Origin of the sequence: Streptomyces sp. SID14436, from assembly GCF_010548465.1 — a bacterium.
In the GTDB taxonomy this organism is placed as follows: domain Bacteria; phylum Actinomycetota; class Actinomycetes; order Streptomycetales; family Streptomycetaceae; genus Streptomyces.
Genome location: NZ_JAAGMD010000699.1, coordinates 1 through 22055 on the forward strand (window position 1 = coordinate 1; position 22055 = coordinate 22055).

The window sequence follows — 22055 nt, forward strand, 5'->3', positions numbered from 1 at the left end:
AGCCCACACGAGCCGACGGTACTTGTCGTGGTCGTAGCCACGGTCGCCGAGCACCATGTCGGGCCGCCGACGCGGCCGCCCGACCAGGCCCGCAACGGACGGGACCTTGGCGAGGAGGGGCAGCAGTTGCGTGACGTCGTTACGGTTGCCGCCGGTCAGCGACACCGCGAGCGGGACGCCCTGACCGTCGACGAGGACGTGGTGCTTGCTGCCCGGACGCGCACGGTCGACCGGGCTGGGTCCGCTTTTGGGCCTCGTCGAGCGGCCCGCACATGGCTGGAGTCGATCACCGCCCGAGACCAGTCGAGCTGCTTCGCAGCCCGCAACTTCTGCAGCAGGATGACGTGAAGGCGGTCCCACACGCCGGCCTCGTTCCAAGCGGCCAGCCGCCGCCAGCACGTCATGCCTGAGCCGAAGCCGAGCTCCTGGGGTAGGTACTCCCACTGGATGCCGGTGTGCAGGACGAACAGAATCCCGCACAGAGCCTGCCGGTCAGGAACCCTCGGCCGCCCGGCGACCAGCTTCGGACCCGGCTCCGGCAACAACGGCTCGATCAGCGACCACAGTTCGTCCGACACGATCCACGGACGGGAGTTCCTCTTCCCCACGAACAGAGCAACGAGCATCTGAGCCGACAGTCACACCATCAGCGACTTCTGTTAGGACCTCTTACACCGCGGGCGCCGAGTTCGCCGTGGATGGCGGCGCCACCCAGCTCTGAGCTTGTCCACCGTTCCACTGTTCCAGCGTCCCAGGGACCGTCCGAGAAGGGCACATCATGACTGTCCAGACCTCATCCGCCGTCGTCCTGCGCGCGCATCGTAAGGACGTGACTCAGCCGCCCAGCTCGCTGTTGGAGGTGGTCACGCTGCCTCCGCAAGAGCCGGCCGCCGGCCAGGTTCGGGTGCGGAACCTGTTCCAGCAGTTGATCGCGGCGAGCGGCGACCTGATGTTCGAGACCACCCAGATCCCGATGCCCGTCTACCGGGTCGGCGAGCCGGTCTACGGCCCCGCGGTCGGCAGAGTCGTCGAGTCCCGCTCCGACGATCTTCCGGTGGGAACCGTCGTGCTGCACATGTCGGGCTGGCGCGAGGAGAGCCTGCTCGGGCCGGGTGAGGCGTTCCCCGTGCCGGACGGCGTCTTCCCCGGTCCCGAGTACCTCCTCAACCAGGGCGTGCCCGCCTACCACGGCATGGTCAACATCGCCGCCGTGGGCGAGGGCGACGTCGTCCTCGTCAGCGGGGCCGCCGGTGGCGTCGGGTCGATGGCGGCCCAGATCGCCAAGGCACGGGGCGCCGCCTTCGTCATCGGCATCGCCGGCGGGCCCGAGAAGGCCCGCTATCTCGTCGACGAGCTCGGTCTCGACGCTGCCATCGACTACCGCAACGAGGACCTCGACGACCGGCTCACCGAGCTGGCCCCCGACGGGATCACCGTCTTCTTCGACACGATCGGCGGCTCCCAGTTCGAGGCAGCACTCCGGCACACGGCATTCGGTGCCCGCTTCGCGCTGTGCGGCACCCTCGCTGGACAGGTCGGCGGGGGCGACGGTGGGCACCCCCGCTTCGACATCATGACCGCACTGGTCCACGAGGTGCAGATCCGCCCCTTCTCCACCAAGCACACCCCCGAGCAGATCCAGGCGTGGAACACCCACTACGCGCGGTGGTACGCCGAAGGCCGGATCAAGTTCGCGCAGACGCTCCTCGAGGGCCCCCTCCAGCGAGCCATCACCGCCATGGACGAGCTGCTTGCCGGCGTACACCGCGGCAATGTAATCGTGCGGCTCTCCGACTAGCCTCGATCTTTCGTGACGAGCCGCCGACGGAGACGGTGGCTCGTCACCCGCCGCTGGGGACAGCGCGACGTCTTCGGGACGTTCGAAGTCGAGAAATCAGGTGCGCCGGAGTGAGAGACCCCCTGGAACTCTGTCGGTGAGGTCGTCGAGGAAGTGCCGGCCGCGGGTGTCGTCCCGGGTGTTGGCCATGGCACCGTGCAGGCCGGACAGGTCCCCATGCCGGCGCAGGGCCGTGTCCACCAGAGCGTGCCGGACCGGGGCCGTGCTGGTGCCGGCGGCCGGGTCGCGGTGCAGGGCTGCCGTCCACGCCCGGACGCGGGCCGCGCGCTCCGCCGGGGCGACGTCCTGCTGGTCGGCCAGGTCGTCGTCCAGGACGCTCGCTGCCGCCCACAGTGCCCACCGGGCCGGGCGCAGCGTGGGCGGCATCAACTGGATCAGCGCGTGGATAGACGGATCGTGCGTCCGTGCGATGCGCCGCCGGCGCCTCCGGTACGCCGCCTACGTGCGTCATCCGTCGGCGGACGCCGTATGTGGTCAGCGGATGCCCGAGGGGCTGGGTGTCCTCCCCTGGGTGTCCTCCTCCGGGCGTCCTTGTCTGGGTGTCCTTGTCTGGTGTCCTTGTCTGGGTGTCCTTGTCCGGTGTCCTCGTCTTCGCTGGGACCCCGGGGGCATACCCCCGCTGGTATGGCCTATCGTGGCTCCCGCATGCGGTATCGCCTCACGGAGTCCTGACCATGACAGTGCCCTCTTCGCGCGTCGGAGCGAGCTCCGTGCTGGGTCATGTCCTGGTGCTGGTCGCCGTTTTGGTCTCGTCCCTGTGTGTGGCGGGCCAGTCCGTAGCGGCCGCATCCGTCCGCGCCGAACCCGTCTCGGCCACCGCAGAACCAGCCTCGGCCATCGCAGAACCGGCCTCGGTCACCGCCGACGTACGGCCCGCTGTCGGACCGTACGCGAGCCCGGCCGCCGCGGAGCGGGACAGCGTCCGGTCCGGGGAAGCCGTCGGCCACCAGCAGGTGGCGGACTCCTCGTCGCCGGACACCGAGGGGTGCGGCAGGCAGGCCGCCGTCGACACCGTGTCCGCCCATGAAGGCCCGCGTCTGTACCCGCCGTTGCCGTCACCGGTAGGCGACCGGCACGGGACGCCGGGTCCGCCGGCAGGCACGGCCTCCCTCGCTGTGGGGTCGGAGGCGGCGCCGCCCGCGCCCCATCTCGTACAGCTCTCCGTCCTGAGGATCTAGACCGGCCCGTGCGCCGTGTCCCTTCATCTCCTCAGCGAAACGGAGTTTCTTCCATGGCCTCCTCCCGGTCCTTGCGCCGGGCGGGAGCGACGCTGGCCGCCTGGCAGTCCCCGCAGTGGGTCGCCGCCACGGCCGGTGCCGCACTGACCACGGTGCTGGTGGGCGTGCCCACCGCCGTGGTCCCCTCGCCCCTGTTCTCCCGTGCCGTCCCCGTCCAGTGGTGGAACTACCCCGTGCTCGCGGCCACCGCGGTGCTCGCCGGCCTGGTGCTCGCCACCTTCGTCCGTCCGCGGCACGGCACCGGTTCCGACGGCCGGCGTGCGCCGGAGAACGGCAGCGATCCGTCCGCGAAGACCGTCGGGCGGCTCGGGTCGGCCGGCGGTGTGCTGTCGATGCTGGCGGTGGGCTGCCCCGTCTGCAACAAGCTCGTCCTGGTCCTGCTCGGCACCTCCGGCGCGCTCACCTACTGGGCACCGCTGCAGCCGCTGGTGGCCGTCCTCTCGCTCGCCCTGCTGGCCGAGGCGGCCCTGCGCAGGCTCTCCACGGCCGACGCGTGCCCCGTGCCCGTCCGCCCCTGAGCCGTCACCGCCCCGCACACACCTCTCCTCGTTCTTCCTCACATCCTCGGAGCACCACCATGCCCGGAACATCCTCCGCCGCCGCTTCCTCGCGGGCCGGACGGCCGCGCGCCGGCCGCACCCGGCGCATCCTCGCCGTGATCGTGCTGACTGCCGCCGTCGTGACCGCCGTCCTCGCCCTCACCCTCGGCCGCGACACCGGCGGGGACGGCCCGGCCGCGCCCGCCACGGCCGCCACCCCCGAGCAGCAGGAGCCGGCGAACCCGGAACTGCTGGCCCTGGCCCGTAGGGACGCCGACGACCCGCTCGCCGTCGGCAGCCCCGACGCGCCCGTCGTGCTGATCGAGTATTCCGACTTCCAGTGCCCCTTCTGCGGCCGGTTCGCCCGCGAGACCAAGCCGGATCTGATCCGCGACTACGTCGACAAGGGCGTCCTGCGCATGGAGTGGCGCAACTTCCCCGTCTTCGGCGCCGAGTCCGAGCAGGCCGCGCGAGCCGGCTGGGCGGCCGGACGGCAGGACCGCTTCTGGCGATTCCACGACGAGGCGTACGGCGAGCCGCGCCGCCGCAACGCGGGCGACTTCAGCACGGCCAAGCTCCTCGCCATGGCCCGGACGGCCGGTGTCGAGGACCTCGCACGGTTCGAGAAGGACATGGCCTCCGACGCCGCCCACCGGGCCGTCACCCGGGACAGCGACGAGGGCTACGGCATCGGGGTCACCAGCACCCCCGCGTTCCTGATCAACGGCCGGCCGGTCCTCGGCGCCCAGCCCACGGACGTCTTCACCGACATCATCGACGAGGCCGCCGAACAGGCACAGCGGAAGGCGGAAGGGGACGGCGATGAGTGACCCCGGTGTGCTGGTCGCCTTCCTCGGCGGCCTGCTGGCCCTGCTCAGCCCCTGCTCGGCCTTGCTGCTGCCGGCCTTCTTCGCCTACTCCTTCACCAGCCGCACGCGGCTCCTGGGCCGCACGGCCCTGTTCTACGCCGGGCTCTGCCTCACCCTGGTGCCGCTGGGAGTGGCCGGCTCCTTCGCCGGGCGGCTCTTCCACGGACACCGGGACACGCTGATCACGGCCGGGGGCTGGCTGGTCATCGCGCTCGGCGCGGCCCAGGTGCTGGGCCGGGGATTCGGCTCGCGCCGCCTGCAGCAGGCGGCCGGCCGACGCCGGTCGGGGTCCGGAGCCTCCGTACTGGCGCTGGGCTCGGTCTACGGCCTGGCGGGCTTCTGCGCGGGCCCGATCCTCGGCGCCGTCCTCACCGTCGCCGCCATGGGCGGCAACCCCTGGCGGGGCGGCTCGCTGCTGGCCGTCTACGCCCTGGGCATGGCGGTACCGATGTTCGTCCTGGCCGCCCTGTGGGACCGTTACGATCTCGGGCGCCGGGCGTGGCTGCGCGGCCGGGTGATCCACCTCGGGAAGATCCCGCTGCACACCACGTCCCTGGTCGGCGGGATGATGTTCATCCTGCTCGGCGCCCTGTTCCTGGTCTTCGACGGCACCTCCGCCCTGCCGTCCCTGATGGGAGTGGACACGGAGTTCGCCTGGGAGGAACGACTGTCCCGGTGGGCGGGCGCGGTCCCCGACCACATCGTGCTGCTCGGACTGTCCGCGGTCGCGGCCGCCGCAGCCCTTGCCGTGCTGCTGCGTACCGGTTCCGGACGCGAGGAGGAACGACACCCTCCGGCGGAGCACGTCGGGGCGGACGGCACGGCGCGGGGACAGGGCTGACCCCTTGCGTGTCCTGGGAGGGCCCGGGGTTCCCGGCTCTCCCAGGACCTCGCCCCCTCCACATGGTGCGGGCACCGTCGAGCGCCGCCCCGGCGCCGCTCGGGGAGCTCCGTAAGAGGAGCCGCCGTAGCAGGTGCTGTAGCAGTCCACGCCCGCGAGTCAAGGGGCCTCGGGGATCAGTCCCGGCGGATGGCGCGGACCACCGTGTCGAGGGCCACGGCGCCCTCGACCGGGCGGCGGGCCACCTCGGCGACGACAATGTCGGCGCACCGCCCCCACGTCGCGGTGACCTGTTCGACGCTGGACAGCACCCGCACGTCCTGCGGCCCACCGACACCGTGCTCGAGGTTGCTGACGTCGTGACCGACCAACAGCAGCGTGCCGCCGGGCCGGGCGGCACGACAGGCACGTTCCAGGACGCCCTGCATCTCCGGTCCGGGCAGGTGCAGGTAGGAGATCAGCACCAGGTCGTAGGCGCCTTCATCGGGGTCGTGACGGGTGACGTCGGCGACCGTGGCATGCACGGTCTCCCGGTAGTGCTCGGCCGTGGTTTCGATCCTGCGCACCGCGACCGGTGAGAAATCGAGGGCATCCACCCGCCAGCCCCGGCTCGCCAGCCAGACGGCGTTGCGCCCCTCCCCCGCCGCCAGGTCCAGGGCACGCCCGGGGCGCAGATCGCCCGCCTCCCGCGCCACCCACCGGTTCGGCTCGGCCGACCAGACGCGTTCGTCGCTCCGGTAGCGCTCGTCCCAGGCGTTTGCATCCATACGTCTCCTCCATGACCGGCCCGGCCTCACGACCCGGTCCGGCCTCATGATCCGGCCCGGTTGTCCTCTGTACCCAGGGACGCAGCGCCGTACCCGTCCACGTCGTCGTGTGTGCCAGGTCGAGCACGGCGTGGACGTCCTGCCGTCCTGCCGTCCTGCCGTTGCGGCCGGTGCCCGGCGGACGACGAGGCGGCGAGGCGTGAGGCGGCGGTGGCCCTGCCGGGCGGGTACCGTGACGTTCAAGGCGGTGCTCTCCTCCGTACCGGCGACCGCCCGGCCGTCCGACCGCCTCCACGGGGCCTCCGTTTCCGCCGACCGTCGATTGGCCTGCCGAGATGTCCGACGATCCCCCCGACGGCTTCGTCCGCGTCCGGGGCGCCGGTGAGCACAACCTGCGCAACGTGGACGTCGACATCCCCCGGGACGCGATGGTCGCCTTCACCGGCGTCTCCGGTTCGGGGAAGTCCTCGCTCGCGTTCGGCACGCTCTACGCCGAGGCGCAGCGCCGCTACTTCGAGTCGGTCGCGCCGTACGCCCGCAGGCTGCTTCATCAGGTGGGCGCGCCGCACGTGCAGGAGATCACCGGACTGCCGCCGGCTGTGGCCCTGCAACAACGCCGCGGGGCTGCGAGTTCACGGTCGACGGTGGGCACCCTCACCACGCTGTCCAACCTGCTGCGGATGCTCTACTCGCGGGCGGGCACCTACCCCCGGGGAGCTGCGCGGCTGGAGGCCGAGGCGTTCTCGCCGAACACCGTGGCGGGTGCCTGCCCCCGGTGCCACGGGCTGGGCGTGGTCCACGACGTCGCCGAGGAGCTGCTGGTGCCGGACCCGTCGCTGAGCATCCGCGACGGCGCGATCGCCGCGTGGCCGGGGGCCTGGCAGGGGGCCAACCTGCGCAGCGTCGTGAGGGCTCTGGGCATCGACGTCGACGCGCCGTGGCGCGAGCTCAGCAAGGAGGACCGGGACTGGCTGCTCTACACCGACGAGCAGCCGTCCGTCCTGATCCCGCCCGAACCCGGCCGCATCGACCACAGCTACCACGGGAAATTCTGGAGCGCCCGCAAGCACATCATGCACGTGCTCGCCGACTCCAAGAGCCAGCGGATGCGCGACCGGGCGATGCGCTTCGTCCGGAGCGTGACCTGTCCTGAGTGCGGCGGCAGCCGCATCCGGCCGGAGGCGCTCGCGGTCACCTTCGCCGGTCGCTCGATCGCCGAGGTCAACGCCATGCCGCTGGCCGAGGTCGTGAAGCTGCTGCGGCCGGTGGCGGACCTGCCCGAGGCGGCCGCCGCGACGCCCACCGCCGGGTCCGGGGAGTCGACCGAGGTCGCGGTGCGCATCTGCGGCGACCTGGTCGCCCGGATCGACGTGCTGCTCCGTCTCGGCCTGGGCTACCTCGGCCTCGGACGGCGCTCGACAACCCTGTCGCCGGGCGAGGCCCAACGCCTGCGGATCGCCACCCAGCTGCGTTCGGGGCTGTTCGGTGTGGTCTATGTGCTCGACGAGCCGTCCGCGGGCCTGCACCCGGCGGACGCGGAGCCACTGCTGGACGTGCTCGACCAGCTCAGGGCGTCGGGCAACTCGCTGTTCGTCGTCGAGCACGATCTCGATGTCGTGCGCCGGGCCGACTGGGTGGTCGACATCGGCCCCGGCGCGGGCGGGGGCGGCGGGCGGGTGCTCTACAGCGGCCCGGTCGCCGGTCTGGAGGACGTGGAGGAGTCGGCCACCGGCCGGCACCTGTTCGGGCGCGCCCGGCCGTTCGGGCACCGCACCCGGTCCCCGCAGGGCTGGCTGCACCTGACCGGTGTGACCCGCCACAACCTGCGCGACCTGTCCGTCGACGTGCCGCTCCGGGTGCTGACGGCGGTGACCGGTGTCTCCGGTTCCGGCAAGTCGACCCTCGTCACGCAGGTGCTCGCCGAAGTCGTGGGACGTCATCTCGGCCAGGCGCCGGAGGAGCAGGACGACGCCGCTGCCCCGGTCGGTCTCCTGGAAGCCGCCGGGCTCGAGTCCTTCGACCGTCTGGTCCTGGTCGACCAGCGGCCCATCGGCCGTACCCCCCGGTCCAACCTCGCGACCTACACCGGCATGTTCGACGCGGTGCGCCGGCTCTACGCGTCGACCGCCGAGGCCCGGGCGCGCGGCTACACCGCCGGCAGGTTCTCCTTCAACGTGGCGGAGGGCCGGTGCGAGACCTGCCAAGGGGAGGGATTCGTCGCGGTCGAGCTGCTGTTCCTGCCCGGCACCTACGCGCCCTGCCCCACCTGCCACGGTGCGCGCTACAACGCCGAGACGCTCGAGGTGACCCACCGCGGCAGGAACATCGCAGAGGTGCTGGCGATGTCGGTGGACGAGGCCGCGACGTTCCTCGCCGACGCCCCGGCCGCCTCGCGCAGTCTGGAGACGCTCCGGGACGTCGGGCTGGGGTATCTGCGGCTGGGCCAGCCGGCGACCGAGCTCAGCGGTGGCGAGGCCCAGCGCATCAAGCTCGCCACCGAACTGCAGCGAGCCCGCCGGGGCCACACTCTCTACCTGCTCGACGAGCCCACGGAGGGACTGCACCCCGCCGACGTCCAGCTGCTGTTGCGGCATCTGCACCGGCTCGTCGACATCGGCAACACGGTCGTCCTGGTCGAGCACGACCTCGCCACCGTCGCCTCCACCGACTGGGTCATCGACCTGGGCCCCGGCGGCGGTGACGCGGGCGGCCGCGTGGTCGCCACCGGCACCCCTGCCGAGGTCGCCGCGAACCCGGCCAGCGCCACCGCCCCTTACCTGGCCCGGCAGCTCGAGCGCTCCTGAGGACCGGGCGGGGGCCTGAACCGCACCCGCCCGGTGGAGCCGTCCGCGTGCGCCGGCTCCGAACATCCGTGTGCGGGCCCGCAGTTCAGTGGGCTGCGGTGGACCAGTCGGCCGGTGGTCAAGACTGCCCCCCCCGTGCTCGAGGCGGTGATCGCGTGCTCCACGGCTGCCGTCCGATGAGCTGACGAACGGGTTCGGTCGCTGCGACTCGATCGCGCAGGTGCGGGGGCCAACGTGGCAGGTTCGCTCAGCTTTCATTCTGATTTCTGACTATTCCCTACCAAATGTTCTGTTGGAGTGCCTCGTGTACTCCTGGGCGGGTTCCATGGACGCATGCCACCGTGCGTGCCGAGGCGGGCAGGACAGTCGAGGGCACGGGCATCGTGGACGTCCGGTCGCTCCTGTGCGGCCGACGTGACCGTCTCGCGGGCCGGAGCGGTGGCGGCACACATGGGGTCGGCCCGGGATCGACGGGTCGCAGACGGACAGGTGATGGACATGCGAACTGAGGCCGCCAAGCGGGTCGAGCTGGTCTTCTCCCTCTTCGACGCCAATGGCAACGGAGTCGTGGACTCCGACGACTTCGACCTGATGACGGAACGTGTTCTGGAGGCGGCGGTCGCGTCGGACGACAGCGCCAAGGAGGCGATCCGGGCCGCGTTCCGCCGCTACTGGACAACGCTGGCCACCGAGCTGGACGCCAACGGCGACGGCGTGATCACCGTGGAGGAGTTCCGTCCGTTCGTGCTCGACCCGCAGCGGTTCGGTCCCACGATCCGTGAGTTCGCCCAGGCACTCGCCGCACTCGGCGACCCCGACGGGGACGGCTTCATCGAACGCCCCCTGTTCGTGGCCCTGATGAGGGCGATCGGGTTCGAGGAGGAGAACATCCACGCCCTCTTCGATGCCTTCGGTCCGGACGCCGAGGACCGCATCACCGTGGCCGTCTGGGCAGCAGGCATCGAGGACTTCTACGCGCCGGACCTGGCCGGGATCCCCGGCGACCGGCTGGTGGTGGCGCGGGCCGTCTGAACCGGCCCGTCACCGGAGTCCGTGGATGCGGGCTGCGCGCACACGACTCGGGGCGGCCACGGCCCCGGGCGGCCCCGACCGGAACCGCCCGCCGGTCCGCCCGACTCCAGCCGAGTCGTCCCGGGCCGGCCCCGGCCGAGTCCTCCAGGGGCCGGCTCCCGCGGAATCGTCCGTCGGTCCGGGGGCTGGGGCCGGTCAGCCCTGGGCTGCTCTCGGCGCCCTCGGCGCCTGGCGTCCGCTGCGTCGGCGCTGCGGGCGTCAGGGCCGGGGTTTGTGCGCGAACACCCACCGGTTGCCCTCCAACGCGTCGTTCGGCTCGGGGAGGGGGCCGCGTCCGTGTCGGACGGTGAAGTCGAAGGGCGTGTGGGTCGAGGTGGACCAGCCCCTGCCAGCCAGGGTCCCCGCGGAATCGGGGCGCGGCTCCCTGTCGAACAGGTGCAGCAGGTCGATGCCGGTCTGCTCGCGCGTCGCCGTGTAGATCGGGCTGTCGCGGTAGGCCAGCAGGTCCTTCTCCAGTTTGGCTTCGAACGCCAGGGCGCTTCCTCCGGTGGTCAGTCCGTCCAACGTGTCGATGAGGTGGGTCTCCGCGGGAGCCGGCAGGTAGAAGAGCAGTCCCTCCGCCAGCCAGACGCTGGGGGCGCCCGGGTCGAAGCCGGCGGTCGTCAGAGCGTCGACCCAGTCCGCTCGCAGGTCGACCGGGACGAGCACCCGCTTCACCTTCGGAGCGGTGGAGAGATTCCGGGTGGGGGACAGATTCGTGAGCACGTGCTGCTTGAACGCCAGCACGCTCGCCCGGTCGACCTCGAAGACCGAGCAGCCGGCGGGCCAGTCCAGCCGGAAGGCGCGGGTGTCCAGTCCCGCGCCCAGCAGCACCACCTGCCGGGGTCCCGTGCGGACCGAGGTGAGCAGGAAGTCGTCGAGCACTCTGGTCCGCAGGCCGAAGTAGCGGGCGAAACGGCCCCACAACGGGTCGTCGTCCCCGTCCGGGACCTCCTCGATGCGGCCCGGCCAGTGGGCGCAGGCCGGAGCGGCGCGGACGAAGTGCTCCGCGTAGGCGTCCCGGGCCAGGCTGTCCGGGCGGTGGGTCTCGATCGCCCGGGCCGCGGCGACCAGAAGGGCGGTCAGGCCGACTCCTGCGTCCACGCCTTCCACGTCCGCCTGTTGGTGTGTCGTGCCGGTCATGTCTCCTCCATGCGGGAGTGCGAGTGGGGGGTGAGGGGAGATGAGGGGGAGCCGTGCTTCGTGGGAGTGGAAGGGAGTGCGGGGGCCGTGCCGGCCCGCGCACCGCGCCTACAGGTCGCTTCTTGCCGGAAGCAGGACCGGTTTGACCACGCGGCCTGCGTCGCAGTCGCGCTCGGCCTCGTTGATGTCGGCCAGCGGGTAGGTGCGGACGAGCTGGTCGAAGGGGAAGCGCCCGGCCTGCCAGAGTCGGGTCAGCCGCGGTATCAGCACGGCGGGGACGGCGTCCCCTTCGCAGACGTGGCGGATGCTGCGGCCGCGGTCGAGCGTGCCCGGCTCGAGCGGCAGCGCGGTGTGCAGCCGTGCCACGAGGGCGAGGCTGCCTCTCGGGCGCAGGGCCCGGAGCGCGTCGTTGATGAGCGGGGCGGAGGCCGTGGTGTCGAGCGCGTACTGGGCGCCGCCGTCGGTGAGCCGCCGGACGCGCTCGACCAGTCCGGTCGTCCCAACGGGCACGGGGGTGGCGCCGAACCGTTCGGCCAGGGCGAGCCGTTGCGGGTGCCGGTCGACGGCCACGGTCAAGGCTCCGGCGGCTTCGGCCGCCATCACCGCGGCCAGGCCCACAGCCCCGGCGCCGAGGACGACGAGGGTGTCCCCCGGGCCGACGGCGAAGGTGTTCAGTACGGCCCCGGCGCCGGTGAGGAAGCCGCAGCCGAGAGGTCCGAGCAGTTCGACGGGCAGTGTGGGGTCGACCCGGACGGCGTTGCGGGCCGGGACGAGCGCGTACTCGGCGAAGGACGACTGGCCGAACCACCGGGGGGCCAGCGCGTCCCCCGCCGCGTCGGTGAGCCGCGGCACGTCCTCCTTGCGTCCCCCGAAGAGGTTGAGGGAGGCGAAGGAGTCGCAGTAGGCAGGGGCCGCGTCCCGGCAGTTGCGGCAGGTTCCGCAGGAGTCGAAGCTCAGTACGACGTGGTCGCCGACGCCGATGGCGGTGTCGGGGCCGCCGCCGGTGGCCAGCACGGTCCCGGAGCCCTCGTGGCCGAGCACCGCCGGCAGCGGGCTGCTGCCGGCCGATCGCCGGACCGCCAGATCGGTCCGGCACATCCCGCAGCCGGCGACGGCAACGAGGATCTCACCGGCGGCGGGTTCCGTCCGCAGTGCCACCTCCTCCACGGTGAAGGGCGCGTCGTAGGAGCGCAGGACGGCCGCTCGGAACCTCACGTGCGGGCCTCCTCCTGGGGGCGGTGGACGACGAACGGCCGCAGGTTGCCGTACAGCCCCCACGGCCCGCCCGCCACGCCGACGCCGCTGTCCTTGGCGCCGGCGAAGGGCTGGGCGAGGGACAGTTCGGCATGGTGGTTGATCCAGGCCGTGCCGCATTCGAGCCGTTCGGCCACCGCCGCCGCGCGGTCGGTGTCGGTGCCCCACACGGATCCGCCCAGTCCCATGCCGGTGCTGTTGGCGGCGTCCACGGCTTCGTCGGTGGTCCGGTACGGCAGCACCGGCAGGACCGGCCCGAACTGTTCCTCCGTCACCACCGGGTTGTCGGGCGGGACGTCGGTGAGAATCGTCGGGGCGAAGAAGTAGCCGGATCCGGTGAGCCGGTGGCCGCCGGCAGCCGCCCGAGCGCCGTCCGCGAGGGCCTGCCGCACCAGGTGTGCGACACGGGCCAGTTGGGGCGCGTTGTTGACCGGACCCAGCCGGGTACCCGGGGCGAGGCCGGGCCCGACGGTGACGGATGTGGCGCGCTCGGCGAGGGCTTCGACGACGTCGGCGTGGAGCCGGGCGGGGACGTAGACGCGTTTGACGGCCATGCAGACCTGCCCGCAGTTGCGGAAGGCGGCCCAGAACAGCCGGTCCGCGATGCGTTCCACGTCGACGTCGTCCAGCAGGACGGCGGCGTCGTTGCCGCCCAGTTCCAGGGTGACCCGGGCGAGCGAGGCAGCCGCCGCTCCGGCGACGGCCCGCCCGGTCGGCACCGAGCCGGTGAAGGTGACGTGGCGGATGCCGGGGTGGGAGGTGAGGCGGGCGCCGAGCGGTTCCCGGCCGGTCACGACCGTGAGCACCTCCGGCGGCAGGACGGTGGTGAGGACGGAGCCGAGCAGCCGGGTGGCGAGGGGGGTGTGGGGGGACGGTTTGAGGATCACGGTGTTGCCCGCCGCGAGCGCGGGTGCGAACTTCGCCGCCGCGAGCTGGAGCGGGAAGTTCCACGGCACGATCGCGGCGACGGGTCCGAGGGAACGCCAACGGACCTCGCTGTGCACGGGCCGACCGTCGTCGATCCGCCGGGTTCTGGGGGCCAGTTGGGCCAGTTCGGCGAAGTAGCGCAGGCGGGCGGCCGTGCGGGCGACCTCCGCGTGCGACTCGGTCAGAGGCTTGCCCTGTTCCCGGGTGAGCAGCCGGGCGAGGTCGTCACCGGCCGCTTCCACGGCGTCGGCCGCCGCGCGCAGAGCCGTGGACCGGACGGCCGGGTCGGTACGCCAGTCGCGCCAGGCCCGGTGGGACCGGTCGATGAGGGCGTCGAGTGCGTCCGGCTGCTGGTCGGGGGCTTCGGCGAAGGCTTCTCCGGTGGCCGGATCGACGACGGGGAGAGGCGCGTCCCGGTGTCCGGGGACCCGGGCGGGCTCGAATTCGTGCTCGGTATGTGTCGTCGCCATTCCGGCGGTCAGCCCACTGCGGTGGTGTCGGCGGCGTGTTCCCGGGCGTGCTGGTCCATCTCCGCCCGGAAGGCGGCCACCAGGTGCGGCCGGATCCGCCCGGCGTTGCGGTCGCCGCCCTCGCAGACCGCTCCGCGCACTCCGACGATGTCCGTCCCGATGCGGGTGAGCGAGGCGAGGTCGGTCCTCTGGACGCTGCCGGCGAGGGCGGCCAGCAGGCCGGCGGCGTGGGCCAGCCGGACGAACTCGGCGCAGGCGTCCGGCGGCATGTGGTCGAACAACCGCGTGCCGTCCTTGATCGCGGTGTCGAGCATGGCGGCGTCGGCGCCGGAGCGGGCGGCGATGTCGGGCAGGGAGAGCGGGTTGACGCAGCCGATCCGGTGGGCGTCGGCATAGCCGGAAGCGACGACGAGGGCATCGGGACGGTGGTCCTTCACCGCACGGACGACCGCGCGCATGACCTCGATGCCCTGGCCGGGCGTCGTGCAGCCGTAGAGTCCGACCTTGATGTACGTCGCTCCCGACACGACCGCGCCGAGTGCGGCCTGGGCCACCGTGCCGGGCTTGTACGGGACGTCCCCCACGGTTGCGGACACCGGCTTGTCAGCCGGTACGGCGTCACGGATGTCCCGGATGACCCAGGGGAAGTTGGCGCCGAGGGAGCCCTCGTCGGGCTTCTTGACGTCGACGATGTCGAGGTGCTCCGCGGCTTTCGCGCACTCGAGCGCCTCCTGGACACCGTCCGGGGAGATGAGAAGCAACACCGTGAACTCCTTTCGCCGCCGACGCCCTCGGCCGAGGGACCGCCAGGGCCGGCGGGGCGGCGAGGTCGGCGGGGTCGGCGGATGATCCGGTTCATGTGCGGTGCCGCCCATCCTTTCCGTCACTCAGTGAAATCGAAAGAGCGCGAAGAGTGTCCATCGGGGGCTTCTCCCCCCTTCGGCGCGCCGTGCACAACGGTACGAACAGGGGTGAATGGACACTCTTTCGTCCAGTCGGACGTCGCCCTCGGGTGGCCTGGCGCTCGCCGGACAGCGGGGGCGGGCCGTCCTTGGCAATGCGCAATCTGCGCTCCGCTCCCCCGGGCACATGCCGGCGCTGCCCGCTCGACGGCACGTGGGGGTTCGTGCGGCCGGTCTGTTCTGGTCGAGGCCGTCCGCCGCTACCTCCGGCCGGTGGCCTGCGCGCCTGGTCGGCGTGGAAGGTGTGGCCGGGCAGGCTGAGGCCACGAGGCACGCGGCATAGACGCGACTCCATTGCGGAGAGGAGTACTCCGGCGTGGCGGCTCGGCAGTTCGAGGCCGAGTGTTCGTCGGGTCCCCTCGCTAGGTCCCGACCACCCGTTCGCAGTCGGCCGTCCGGCCGCTCACGGTGTCCCGGGTGTCGCTGTCAGAAGGGGGCGGAGGCCGGGGTGTACGGGAGGGAAGTGTCCACTCGCCCGAAGCGGTCGTCCCGGCGGGCCAAGGAGGCGCGGGCGACGTCGCTCTCGGCACGGTCCCGGCCGACGAAGTTGCAGCGCACCAGATGGGCTCGGGGAAGCCCCCTCCCCTCCCCGCCGATGAGCATGAGGCGGGCGGGCTTGCGGACTTCCAGAGGGAGTTCGTGCCATGCGGGCTCCGACGCCGTGATCACACCAGCCATGCGGCAGATCATTTCAGTTGCCGACACGTCGCCCTGCGACTGATCCTGAGCAGCATGCCTATAAAGGAGGACACGGTGGGGCTCATGCTCTTCCCCGGAGACGGCGACGTGACCAGCCCTGACGTTTCCTGGTCCTACACCGGCTTCCACCTGTTCCGGGAGTGGCTGGCCAGCACAGACGGGTTCACTCTGGCTGAGATGCGCGGATTCGGTGGAGACCGTGCGTGGAGCAGTGTCTCCACCACGCTGGCACCGCTGCTCGACCATCAAGACGATGAGGGATCGCTCACGACCGCTCAATGCGCAGCCATACTGCCCGAACTGCAGGCGATCGTCGACCAGTTCCACGCTGAGGACAGTAAGCAAGGCCCTCGTTCTGTCTGATCAGTAGCCGCAAGTCCTCGACCGTCAAGCCACCGATCGGTTTACGACGAAGCTCATGCACGGTCGCCACCAGCCGCCTTGCACTGTCCAAGGGGGTCACCCCGGGATCACCCTCGAGCTCCTCGAGGGAGCGGTCACGGTTCACGAGTCGAGTCACCGACCGTTCGTCCCACGTTGGATCTGCAGCCAGCCTGAGAGCCGCGGGCCGACCTCGATGGCGCACAGCGGTAGCGTCCACCAGCAGCATCCGCTCGGGCAGCGATGACTGCGACGAACCGCCCAAGCCATTCCCCGTGCCACCCCGGTACTCGACAGCCACCGCCCCTTCACCCACAGAAGCGCCCGGCCCTTTGCGTACCCACCACATGACGTAGACACGTCAGCTCGGGTGCTCCCTACGTGGTCTGCAGCAGGTGGTGCCGTTCATGGGAACCATGGAAAATGGCTTAGGGTGCTCCTCGCCTCATTTGCTAGGTTCTGAACTGCCTGGAGGAAATGGGGAGTGGTCAGCGGCCCAGCGGCCCTTGATTACCACAATGGGTCTGCATGGCCGTTGGCTCGATCGATCCGCGAGCCTTGATCGTTGTCGGGCGAGCTGCTTGGTTGGTCGGCATGACAGAACTCGGTCCCGTCGCCTGGCCGCCTGCCCCCATCAAGACTGAGCGGCTCGTGCTCCGAGAGTTTGCGGCCCGGGACCGAGCGGCGTACATCGACCTGCTGGCATCGCCAAAGGTGCACGCCTATCTCGGCGGGCCCCGGTCGCGGGATGAACTTGAGCGTGAGTTGCCTGGGGTGCCCGAGCGGTGGCCTGGGAGTTTCGTCGTTGATCTCAACGGAGAGTTGATCGGCCAGATCCTGCTCAGGAGGGCAACGGAGCATCTTCACCCGGCTGCTGTGGGCAAGGTTGATCTCGGCTATCTGTTCCTGCCGTCGGCGTGGGGATTCGGGTATGCCACCGAGGCGTGCGGGGCGGCACTCGATTGGCTCGCCGGCGCCCTTCCCTGCGAGTCGGCAGTGCTCGCCACTCAGACCGCCAACGTCGGTTCGATGCGTCTCGCGGCGAAGTTGGGGTTCACCGAGGTAGAGCGGTTCCGCGCCTGGGATGCCGAGCAGTGGCTCGGCATGCGGTCTCCGGTCGTGCCGTCCCGGACGGGGCAAGCACGACCGTGAGGTCGTCGAGAGCCGAGCACCACCAGCGTGGCGCGGCCGAGTGATTGGCTTTCTCCACCGCTCCCATGCAGTTGCCGCGGCGGAGCTGGCAGATGTTCACCCCACCCCGTAGTACTTGGCGACGGCGGCCGACGCCGCGGTGACCTAGTCCCGCATCAGGCGACATTCGTCCTGCTATGACGTCTGAGCTGGTGCTGTGTGCCGTGGGCAACACCTTCCCGGTCAGGCGTCAGTCGGGTATCTCTTCGCTGCCGAAGTCACTGGCGGAGGTAATCTCGAGCGTGCCGGACTACCAGGCTCAGTCCCCGACCAGCATCCGCGCCGGCCGTCCCGGCCGACCGGGGAGAGCAACGTGCTGGCGTTGCCCGGCGAAGGTCTTGTTGACTTGACGAGAACGCCTCGATCAGCCACGCCGAGGCGGTTGGTGTCAGTCCCACCAGAGCACGACGAGAAGCTGCCGTCGGGATGCGTCCCGGTAGAACTCGCGCAGCGCGTTGAAGTGCCCCAGTACGTACTTGTTCAGGCCCCCGGCGATGTTGTCTGCGTTGTTGCCGATCAAGGCAGCCGCCTCTGCTTCGTCTGCCGGGAGAGCGGCCAGCAGGGTCGGAAAGTCGATCTGCCCGAGCAGTTCCTCGACGCGAGTCACATGAGCCGCTGAGAGGGCCGTGGGGTCTGGCCCGAAGGGAGCAATGGCATGCGGATGCGTATTGAGGAAGGCGAGGTCGATGGCAGGGTCGCCGTCGAGAGCCTGTCGGAGAGCACATCGGTGGACACCGTCGAGGCCTCCGAGCTCGCAGACCCGTTCGATGAGGAACGGTGCCCAGTCCAGGTCGAGGACGTCCGCCGACGGTGGATCCCAGAGGTGATCCCCATCCGGCGATGCGGCGGCTGACTGGCGGCAGGAGGCGAGATATTCGGCCGGGATGCGGGCGAGTTGCTGAGTGACGGCCATGACGGCAGTATCCCGACGACGTCCAACGGTTTTCCTACTTGATCGTGTCGGTGAGGGTGCTGGTCCGCTTGTTCGGACGGCCTCCGCGAGATGTCCCCCCTCACGGAATCATGGTTGCGTGGGCAGGCCCGTCACTGCATCTGACGCCCCATCTTCGCCGACTTCCGCTCAGATCCCTTGGTTTCCCACCACTCCTCCAACAGGCTGCGGACCAAGTGCACGAGCATGTCGAGCCGGGCGGGTTCGGGCTCAGGGGAAGTGAGCACGTCCGTAAAGGACTTGTCGTCCCACGGCAGCGTGTGACCTCCCAGTGCTGCTCCTGGTGACCGTGACGCGCGATGACCAGTTGGTAGGTCAAGGTCGCGGTACGGTCCAGGTGGTGGTCGATCCGCAGATCAGAGACATCGAACCGCGTACTGGGGCTGGCGAACGAGCGCGCCAGGGCCCGTTCCGCGGGCGTCTGCGCTGCCATGAACAGTTCCAACCTTTCGTCCTGTCCGGGGGTGAACAAGTTCCCGCCCGGGACGGGAACCTCCAGGCGCATTCTGCCGGTCGAGCAACTGTCCTCTGTGGGAATGGAACGCGGGTGAGGTGGTCCTGTTGCCTCCAGTTCGGGGTCTGCCTCTCCACGCTCCCTCGGGCGGTTAGGTGGACAGCGCCCGCAGCCCGCCGGCACCTCGTCGGCTGTGGGCGCCGACTCGGGATGGGTGATGTGCTGCATCATCAGGTCACTGACGAGGGCGAGTTGCACCGAGCCGGTGGTGCGGGGCGTCTCTTGGGAGAGCTTGGTCTCGACGGTTTCGGTGACTCTCGCGCCAGGCCGCCGCGCCCCTGCCGGAGCCCTGTGGCCACCAGCTCACGCGTTCCGGATCCCGCTACGCGCAGGACGGTCTCCAGATTGGCCGTCCACAAGGTCTTGTTGACCGAGAACGCCTCGATCAGCCAACGCCACTATGCGCCGAGGTCCGTGTCGCCCGTGGTCCGGATTGATGTGGGTCCAGCGTGATGCGGCGGGACTGGTGATGTTTTGCGGGGCGTCATGCCGGGGTCGGGCACCTGTGCGCCCCCGCCGGCTCTCTTCCCGAAGGGACCCGCATGTGAGCATCGTCGAGGGTATGGAGCATGCCGGTGAGGTGTGTGCGGGCCGCGGGGACGGCACGGATTGTCCGAACGGGGAGGACGCCGTCATGGACGGGCCGAGGTGTGAGGAGTGCCAGTATCACTGGGAACTCGATCACACCGAGCCAAGCCGCCGTGCGGCCCCGGACGACGGGATGACCCGGCCGACGGGGGAACCGGGTGAGGTCGGGAAGGAAGACGCTGCGTAGGACCGGCACGTGCGCTTCGCGTCACCGGCTTCTGCCACGCGCGCACGACATCGGCACGCGTCGCGGCATCCGGCGTCCACCGGAGACCGTTCAGTGATCGTCGTCGACGTCCGCCGTTGTCGCGGCGGCGGGGTACACCGGCCTTGCCTCACGAGGCCACCCCACAGGGCCAGCGCTCCGAGCGTCATCTGCACGACAATCGCGGCCGCCAACCATTCAAAGCCTGTGGGCGGCAAGGCCTCGGGCCACCACGTGAGCGTGGCCAGGAGCAAGAGCGGGGCGCCCAGCCCGGGCGCCACACCACCGTGCAGCGTGGACCAGGTCGGTTACGGGCCAGGGCCAACTTGGAGTCACTGGATGCGGCGGCCACGACACGGGCTCCGGCCTCCACGGCCAACTGCACCAGGAGTGTGCCCGCCCCGCCTGCCGCTGCCGACACCAGTACCCACTCCCCCTCCTGCGGCACGCCAAGCCGATGCAGGTTCAGTGCGGTCACGCCGTCGTGCACGAGGGCAGCCGCCTCCCTGAGGGCCAGCCCGTCAGGGATCGGCATGATCTCTTCCTCATGCGCGAGGACCTGTTCGGCGTACCCGGTGCCGGTCCGTACGGCGACGCGCCGGCCCACCCACGCCTGGTCCACTCCGGTGCCGACCGCGACCACCCTTCCCGCCCCGCCGCCGCCCGGTACGTAAGGCGGTGTCCGCGGGAAGAAGTCCTGTCCCCAGCCGCTCCGCAGCAGCGTGTCCAGGAAGATGACGTCGGCTGCGGCCATGCCGACGACGACCTGACTGGGGCCGGGCACGGGGTCGGGAAGATCCACCGCCACCAGCACCTCCGGAGCGCCGAACGACGTCACCTGGATCGCCCGCATGAGCCACACCCTTTCGCCGAAAACTGGGTCCGGTGCCCCACTCTTCGACCTCAAGCCCGGTTCAGGTCAAGGCCATCCCCGGTGAGCATCCAGACCGCACCCGGCCAGCGTGCCGACGAGGACCGCACCGCCGCCAGGCCGGTCAAGAAGCACTCCAGCGCCTCGTCGCGCCCGCCCAGTGGGCCGACAGCGCGACGTCACGCCGGGACGCCGAGCGGCGGAGCCTCGAGCACGGTGGGCTTGTACTCGACCAGCTGGATACGGCCGTCGAAGGTGCGATGTCCGATCATCTCCAGGGCGACGTCCGGATAGCCGTCGTAGATGCGTTCCGCGCCCGTGGCCCCGGTGATCACCGGGAACATCACGACCCGGAAGCGGTCGACGAGTCCTGCTCGCAGCAGGGACCGGCACAGACTGAGGCTGCCGATCGTGCTGAGGAGCCCCGAGCCGTTCGACTTCATGGCGCGGACCGCTTCGACTGCGTCGTCCCGGATGAGCGTTGCGTTGGCCCACGTCAGCGGCTCCGGGAGCGAGGAGGAGAACACCACCTTGGACGCCTGCGTGAGCTCGTCGACGGACGCTTCCTCCTCGGGCCTGAACTCGTCCTGGCCACTCGGTACGTTGCCTGCGGCGAAGCCCGACATCAGGCGGTAGGTGTTTGCTCCCATCAGGTACGTGACCTGGGGCTGCTCGCCGAGCCATGCGAGATACTCCGGACCCTCCAGGCCCCAGAACCCGGGCCATCCCTCGCCCGATGCGTAGCCGTCGAGGGAGGTGATGAAGTCGACGAGAAGCTCCGACATGGCGGTGTCCTTTCCTGAGGTGTCACGAGTTTCGACCGGACGGACGCCACAGACTCATCGGCCGCGCCGTGAAACGGCCAGAAACACCCGCCGCAACAGCCGACCAGGCCAGCGGAGCGGCAGCGCTGTGCAGGCAGGAGGGGAGCCCTGTGCACCTGCTCCCCCTCTCGCGGCGCGACTCCCGTAGGGGCAGAGCGAGGCGGGTCGCGCGGAGCACTGCCGACCGCGAACACAAGGTCACCACTGCCCCGACGTAGCCTGCGGGGATGACTACGTCATGCGACTTCACCGCGCTCGTGATCGACATGCTGGGCGAGACGGAACGTTGTCCCGCGCCTGCTGCGGCATGGGACGACCTCGAGCAGGAGCTGGGCATACCGCTTCCCGACGACTACAAGACCCTCATCAGCAGGTACGCCCCCGTCCAGCTGAACCATCACCTCTTCCTGAATCACCCCTCCACCGACCGGTGGAACCTGGGCCGATTCATGCGGGACACCGTCGACACGTTCATGTCTCACAGTGACCTGACGGACGTTGTGCGCCAGGGCTTCACCGATCCTCCCTTCGGTGCGCCCTCCGGTCTGATTCCTCTGCTGAACTCCGACCGTGGGGAGGGGCTCTTCGGGGCATTCGATGCGGGTACCGGGCAATGGCGGCTGTTCGCCTGCGACGGCGATGAGGCGCTGTACTACGAGTACAAGATGCCGTTCTCCGAGTGGCTGCACCGGTATCTGGCCGGTGAGGACATGTTCGGTCCGGGCAGTGGTGTCTTCTACCCCGGCCCGATCGTCTTCGAGAGCATGCCGATGACCGCGACGCAGGCGATGATCCACTGGAAGGGCCCCGAACGAGGCATGTGAGAAGCCCCCGCCTTCACATGCCCGTGCTTCCGCGCTCGGCACCGTTCGCCCACCGGATCATGACGCCGGACCGACGTGCATTCACTACGGAGGCCGTGACGAGATCACCAGGGCCGTTACCTCCCTCGTCCGTGCCACCCAGGCGGGCCATGTACTTCCTGGGCTTCCAAGCGTGCACGAAGCGGCCGCCATCTGCCCCAACCGCCCCACACCGTCCGCGGCAGGCTGTCACCGGCAACGGCGTACGCCGGCGCCGCCGCGGT

20 protein-coding genes and 1 pseudogene are annotated in these 22055 nt (G+C 70.7%); 9 read left to right on the plus strand and 12 right to left on the minus strand.

The window, feature by feature from the left end; all coding sequences use genetic code 11:
* A pseudogene (locus G3I53_RS34110) lies at positions 1-626 on the minus strand (IS5 family transposase); the annotation flags it as partial.
* A 152-nt stretch (positions 627-778) separates the two neighbouring features.
* Here G3I53_RS34110 and G3I53_RS25005 point away from each other — a divergent pair.
* Positions 779-1798, plus strand: a complete 1020-nt coding sequence (locus G3I53_RS25005) for an NADP-dependent oxidoreductase (RefSeq protein ID WP_164337760.1) — start codon at positions 779-781, stop codon at positions 1796-1798.
* A gap of 96 nt (positions 1799-1894) precedes the next feature.
* Here G3I53_RS25005 and G3I53_RS25010 read toward each other — a convergent pair whose 3' ends face one another.
* Positions 1895-2269, minus strand: coding sequence for a squalene/phytoene synthase family protein (locus G3I53_RS25010; RefSeq protein WP_343240685.1), 375 nt, complete (start codon positions 2267-2269; stop codon positions 1895-1897).
* A gap of 820 nt (positions 2270-3089) precedes the next feature.
* On the opposite strand from G3I53_RS25010, the gene G3I53_RS25015 reads away from it, so the two are divergent.
* The 3 genes from G3I53_RS25015 to G3I53_RS25025 are packed head-to-tail and all read left to right on the plus strand — an operon-like array spanning position 3090 to position 5345.
* Positions 3090-3614 carry a hypothetical protein gene (locus tag G3I53_RS25015; protein ID WP_164337762.1) on the plus strand — a complete coding sequence of 175 codons (525 nt, stop codon included), beginning with the start codon at positions 3090-3092 and terminating at the stop codon, positions 3612-3614.
* Between the two features lie 59 nt (positions 3615-3673).
* Positions 3674-4465 (plus strand): DsbA family protein, encoded by a 792-nt coding sequence (locus G3I53_RS25020; RefSeq protein ID WP_164337763.1) that lies wholly within the window; start codon positions 3674-3676, stop codon positions 4463-4465.
* Complete coding sequence (locus tag G3I53_RS25025; protein ID WP_164337764.1) at positions 4458-5345, plus strand: cytochrome c biogenesis CcdA family protein; 888 nt, start codon at positions 4458-4460, stop codon at positions 5343-5345. Before G3I53_RS25020 ends, G3I53_RS25025 begins: the two co-directional genes overlap by 8 nt.
* Positions 5346-5521: 176 nt before the next feature.
* On the opposite strand, the gene G3I53_RS25030 is transcribed toward G3I53_RS25025, so the two are convergent.
* Positions 5522-6112, minus strand: coding sequence for a class I SAM-dependent methyltransferase (locus G3I53_RS25030; protein WP_164337765.1), 591 nt, complete (start codon positions 6110-6112; stop codon positions 5522-5524).
* A gap of 335 nt (positions 6113-6447) precedes the next feature.
* On the opposite strand from G3I53_RS25030, the gene uvrA reads away from it, so the two are divergent.
* Positions 6448-8916, plus strand: a complete 2469-nt coding sequence (gene uvrA, locus G3I53_RS25035; RefSeq protein WP_164337766.1) for an excinuclease ABC subunit UvrA — start codon at positions 6448-6450, stop codon at positions 8914-8916.
* A 498-nt stretch (positions 8917-9414) separates the two neighbouring features.
* Complete coding sequence (locus G3I53_RS25040; RefSeq protein WP_164337767.1) at positions 9415-9948, plus strand: EF-hand domain-containing protein; 534 nt, start codon at positions 9415-9417, stop codon at positions 9946-9948.
* Between the two features lie 258 nt (positions 9949-10206).
* Here the strand turns inward: G3I53_RS25040 and G3I53_RS25045 are convergent, their stop codons facing one another.
* The 5 genes from G3I53_RS25045 to G3I53_RS25065 form a co-directional block, all read right to left on the minus strand.
* Positions 10207-11130: a class I SAM-dependent methyltransferase gene (locus G3I53_RS25045; RefSeq protein WP_164337768.1), complete on the minus strand. Its 924-nt coding sequence runs from the start codon at positions 11128-11130 to the stop codon at positions 10207-10209.
* A 108-nt stretch (positions 11131-11238) separates the two neighbouring features.
* On the minus strand, positions 11239-12345 hold the full coding sequence (locus G3I53_RS25050) for an NAD(P)-dependent alcohol dehydrogenase (RefSeq protein ID WP_164337769.1): 1107 nt from the start codon (positions 12343-12345) through the stop codon (positions 11239-11241).
* Positions 12342-13781, minus strand: a complete 1440-nt coding sequence (locus G3I53_RS25055) for an aldehyde dehydrogenase family protein (RefSeq protein WP_164337770.1) — start codon at positions 13779-13781, stop codon at positions 12342-12344. Before G3I53_RS25055 ends, G3I53_RS25050 begins: the two co-directional genes overlap by 4 nt.
* Positions 13782-13789: 8 nt before the next feature.
* On the minus strand, positions 13790-14545 hold the full coding sequence (locus tag G3I53_RS25060; RefSeq protein ID WP_164337771.1) for a (5-formylfuran-3-yl)methyl phosphate synthase: 756 nt from the start codon (positions 14543-14545) through the stop codon (positions 13790-13792).
* 624 nt (positions 14546-15169) lie between these two features.
* Complete coding sequence (locus G3I53_RS25065; RefSeq protein WP_164337772.1) at positions 15170-15421, minus strand: hypothetical protein; 252 nt, start codon at positions 15419-15421, stop codon at positions 15170-15172.
* 75 nt (positions 15422-15496) lie between these two features.
* On the opposite strand from G3I53_RS25065, the gene G3I53_RS25070 reads away from it, so the two are divergent.
* Complete coding sequence (locus G3I53_RS25070) at positions 15497-15805, plus strand: hypothetical protein (RefSeq protein WP_343239577.1); 309 nt, start codon at positions 15497-15499, stop codon at positions 15803-15805.
* On the opposite strand, the gene G3I53_RS25075 is transcribed toward G3I53_RS25070, so the two are convergent.
* Positions 15708-16172: a contact-dependent growth inhibition system immunity protein gene (locus G3I53_RS25075; RefSeq protein WP_343239576.1), complete on the minus strand. Its 465-nt coding sequence runs from the start codon at positions 16170-16172 to the stop codon at positions 15708-15710. The genes G3I53_RS25070 and G3I53_RS25075 overlap by 98 nt on opposite strands.
* 245 nt (positions 16173-16417) lie before the next feature.
* Here G3I53_RS25075 and G3I53_RS25080 point away from each other — a divergent pair, with 245 nt between their 5' ends.
* The gene (locus G3I53_RS25080; protein ID WP_164337782.1) at positions 16418-16975 is read left to right on the plus strand and encodes a GNAT family N-acetyltransferase; all 558 of its coding nucleotides are present in this window, start codon (positions 16418-16420) and stop codon (positions 16973-16975) included.
* Positions 16976-17402: 427 nt separating this feature from the next.
* Here G3I53_RS25080 and G3I53_RS25085 read toward each other — a convergent pair whose 3' ends face one another.
* The 3 genes from G3I53_RS25085 to G3I53_RS25100 all read right to left on the minus strand — a co-directional run bounded on the left by G3I53_RS25085 (position 17403) and on the right by G3I53_RS25100 (position 20929).
* Positions 17403-17927: a DUF1877 family protein gene (locus G3I53_RS25085; RefSeq protein WP_164337773.1), complete on the minus strand. Its 525-nt coding sequence runs from the start codon at positions 17925-17927 to the stop codon at positions 17403-17405.
* 1512 nt (positions 17928-19439) lie between these two features.
* Positions 19440-20126: an alcohol dehydrogenase catalytic domain-containing protein gene (locus G3I53_RS25095; RefSeq protein ID WP_239064093.1), complete on the minus strand. Its 687-nt coding sequence runs from the start codon at positions 20124-20126 to the stop codon at positions 19440-19442.
* A gap of 197 nt (positions 20127-20323) precedes the next feature.
* Positions 20324-20929 (minus strand): dihydrofolate reductase family protein, encoded by a 606-nt coding sequence (locus G3I53_RS25100; RefSeq protein ID WP_164337774.1) that lies wholly within the window; start codon positions 20927-20929, stop codon positions 20324-20326.
* Between the two features lie 266 nt (positions 20930-21195).
* Between G3I53_RS25100 and G3I53_RS25105 the strand changes: the two genes are divergently transcribed.
* Positions 21196-21792 carry an SMI1/KNR4 family protein gene (locus G3I53_RS25105; protein WP_164337775.1) on the plus strand — a complete coding sequence of 199 codons (597 nt, stop codon included), beginning with the start codon at positions 21196-21198 and terminating at the stop codon, positions 21790-21792.
* The last annotated feature ends 263 nt before the right edge of the window (positions 21793-22055 follow it).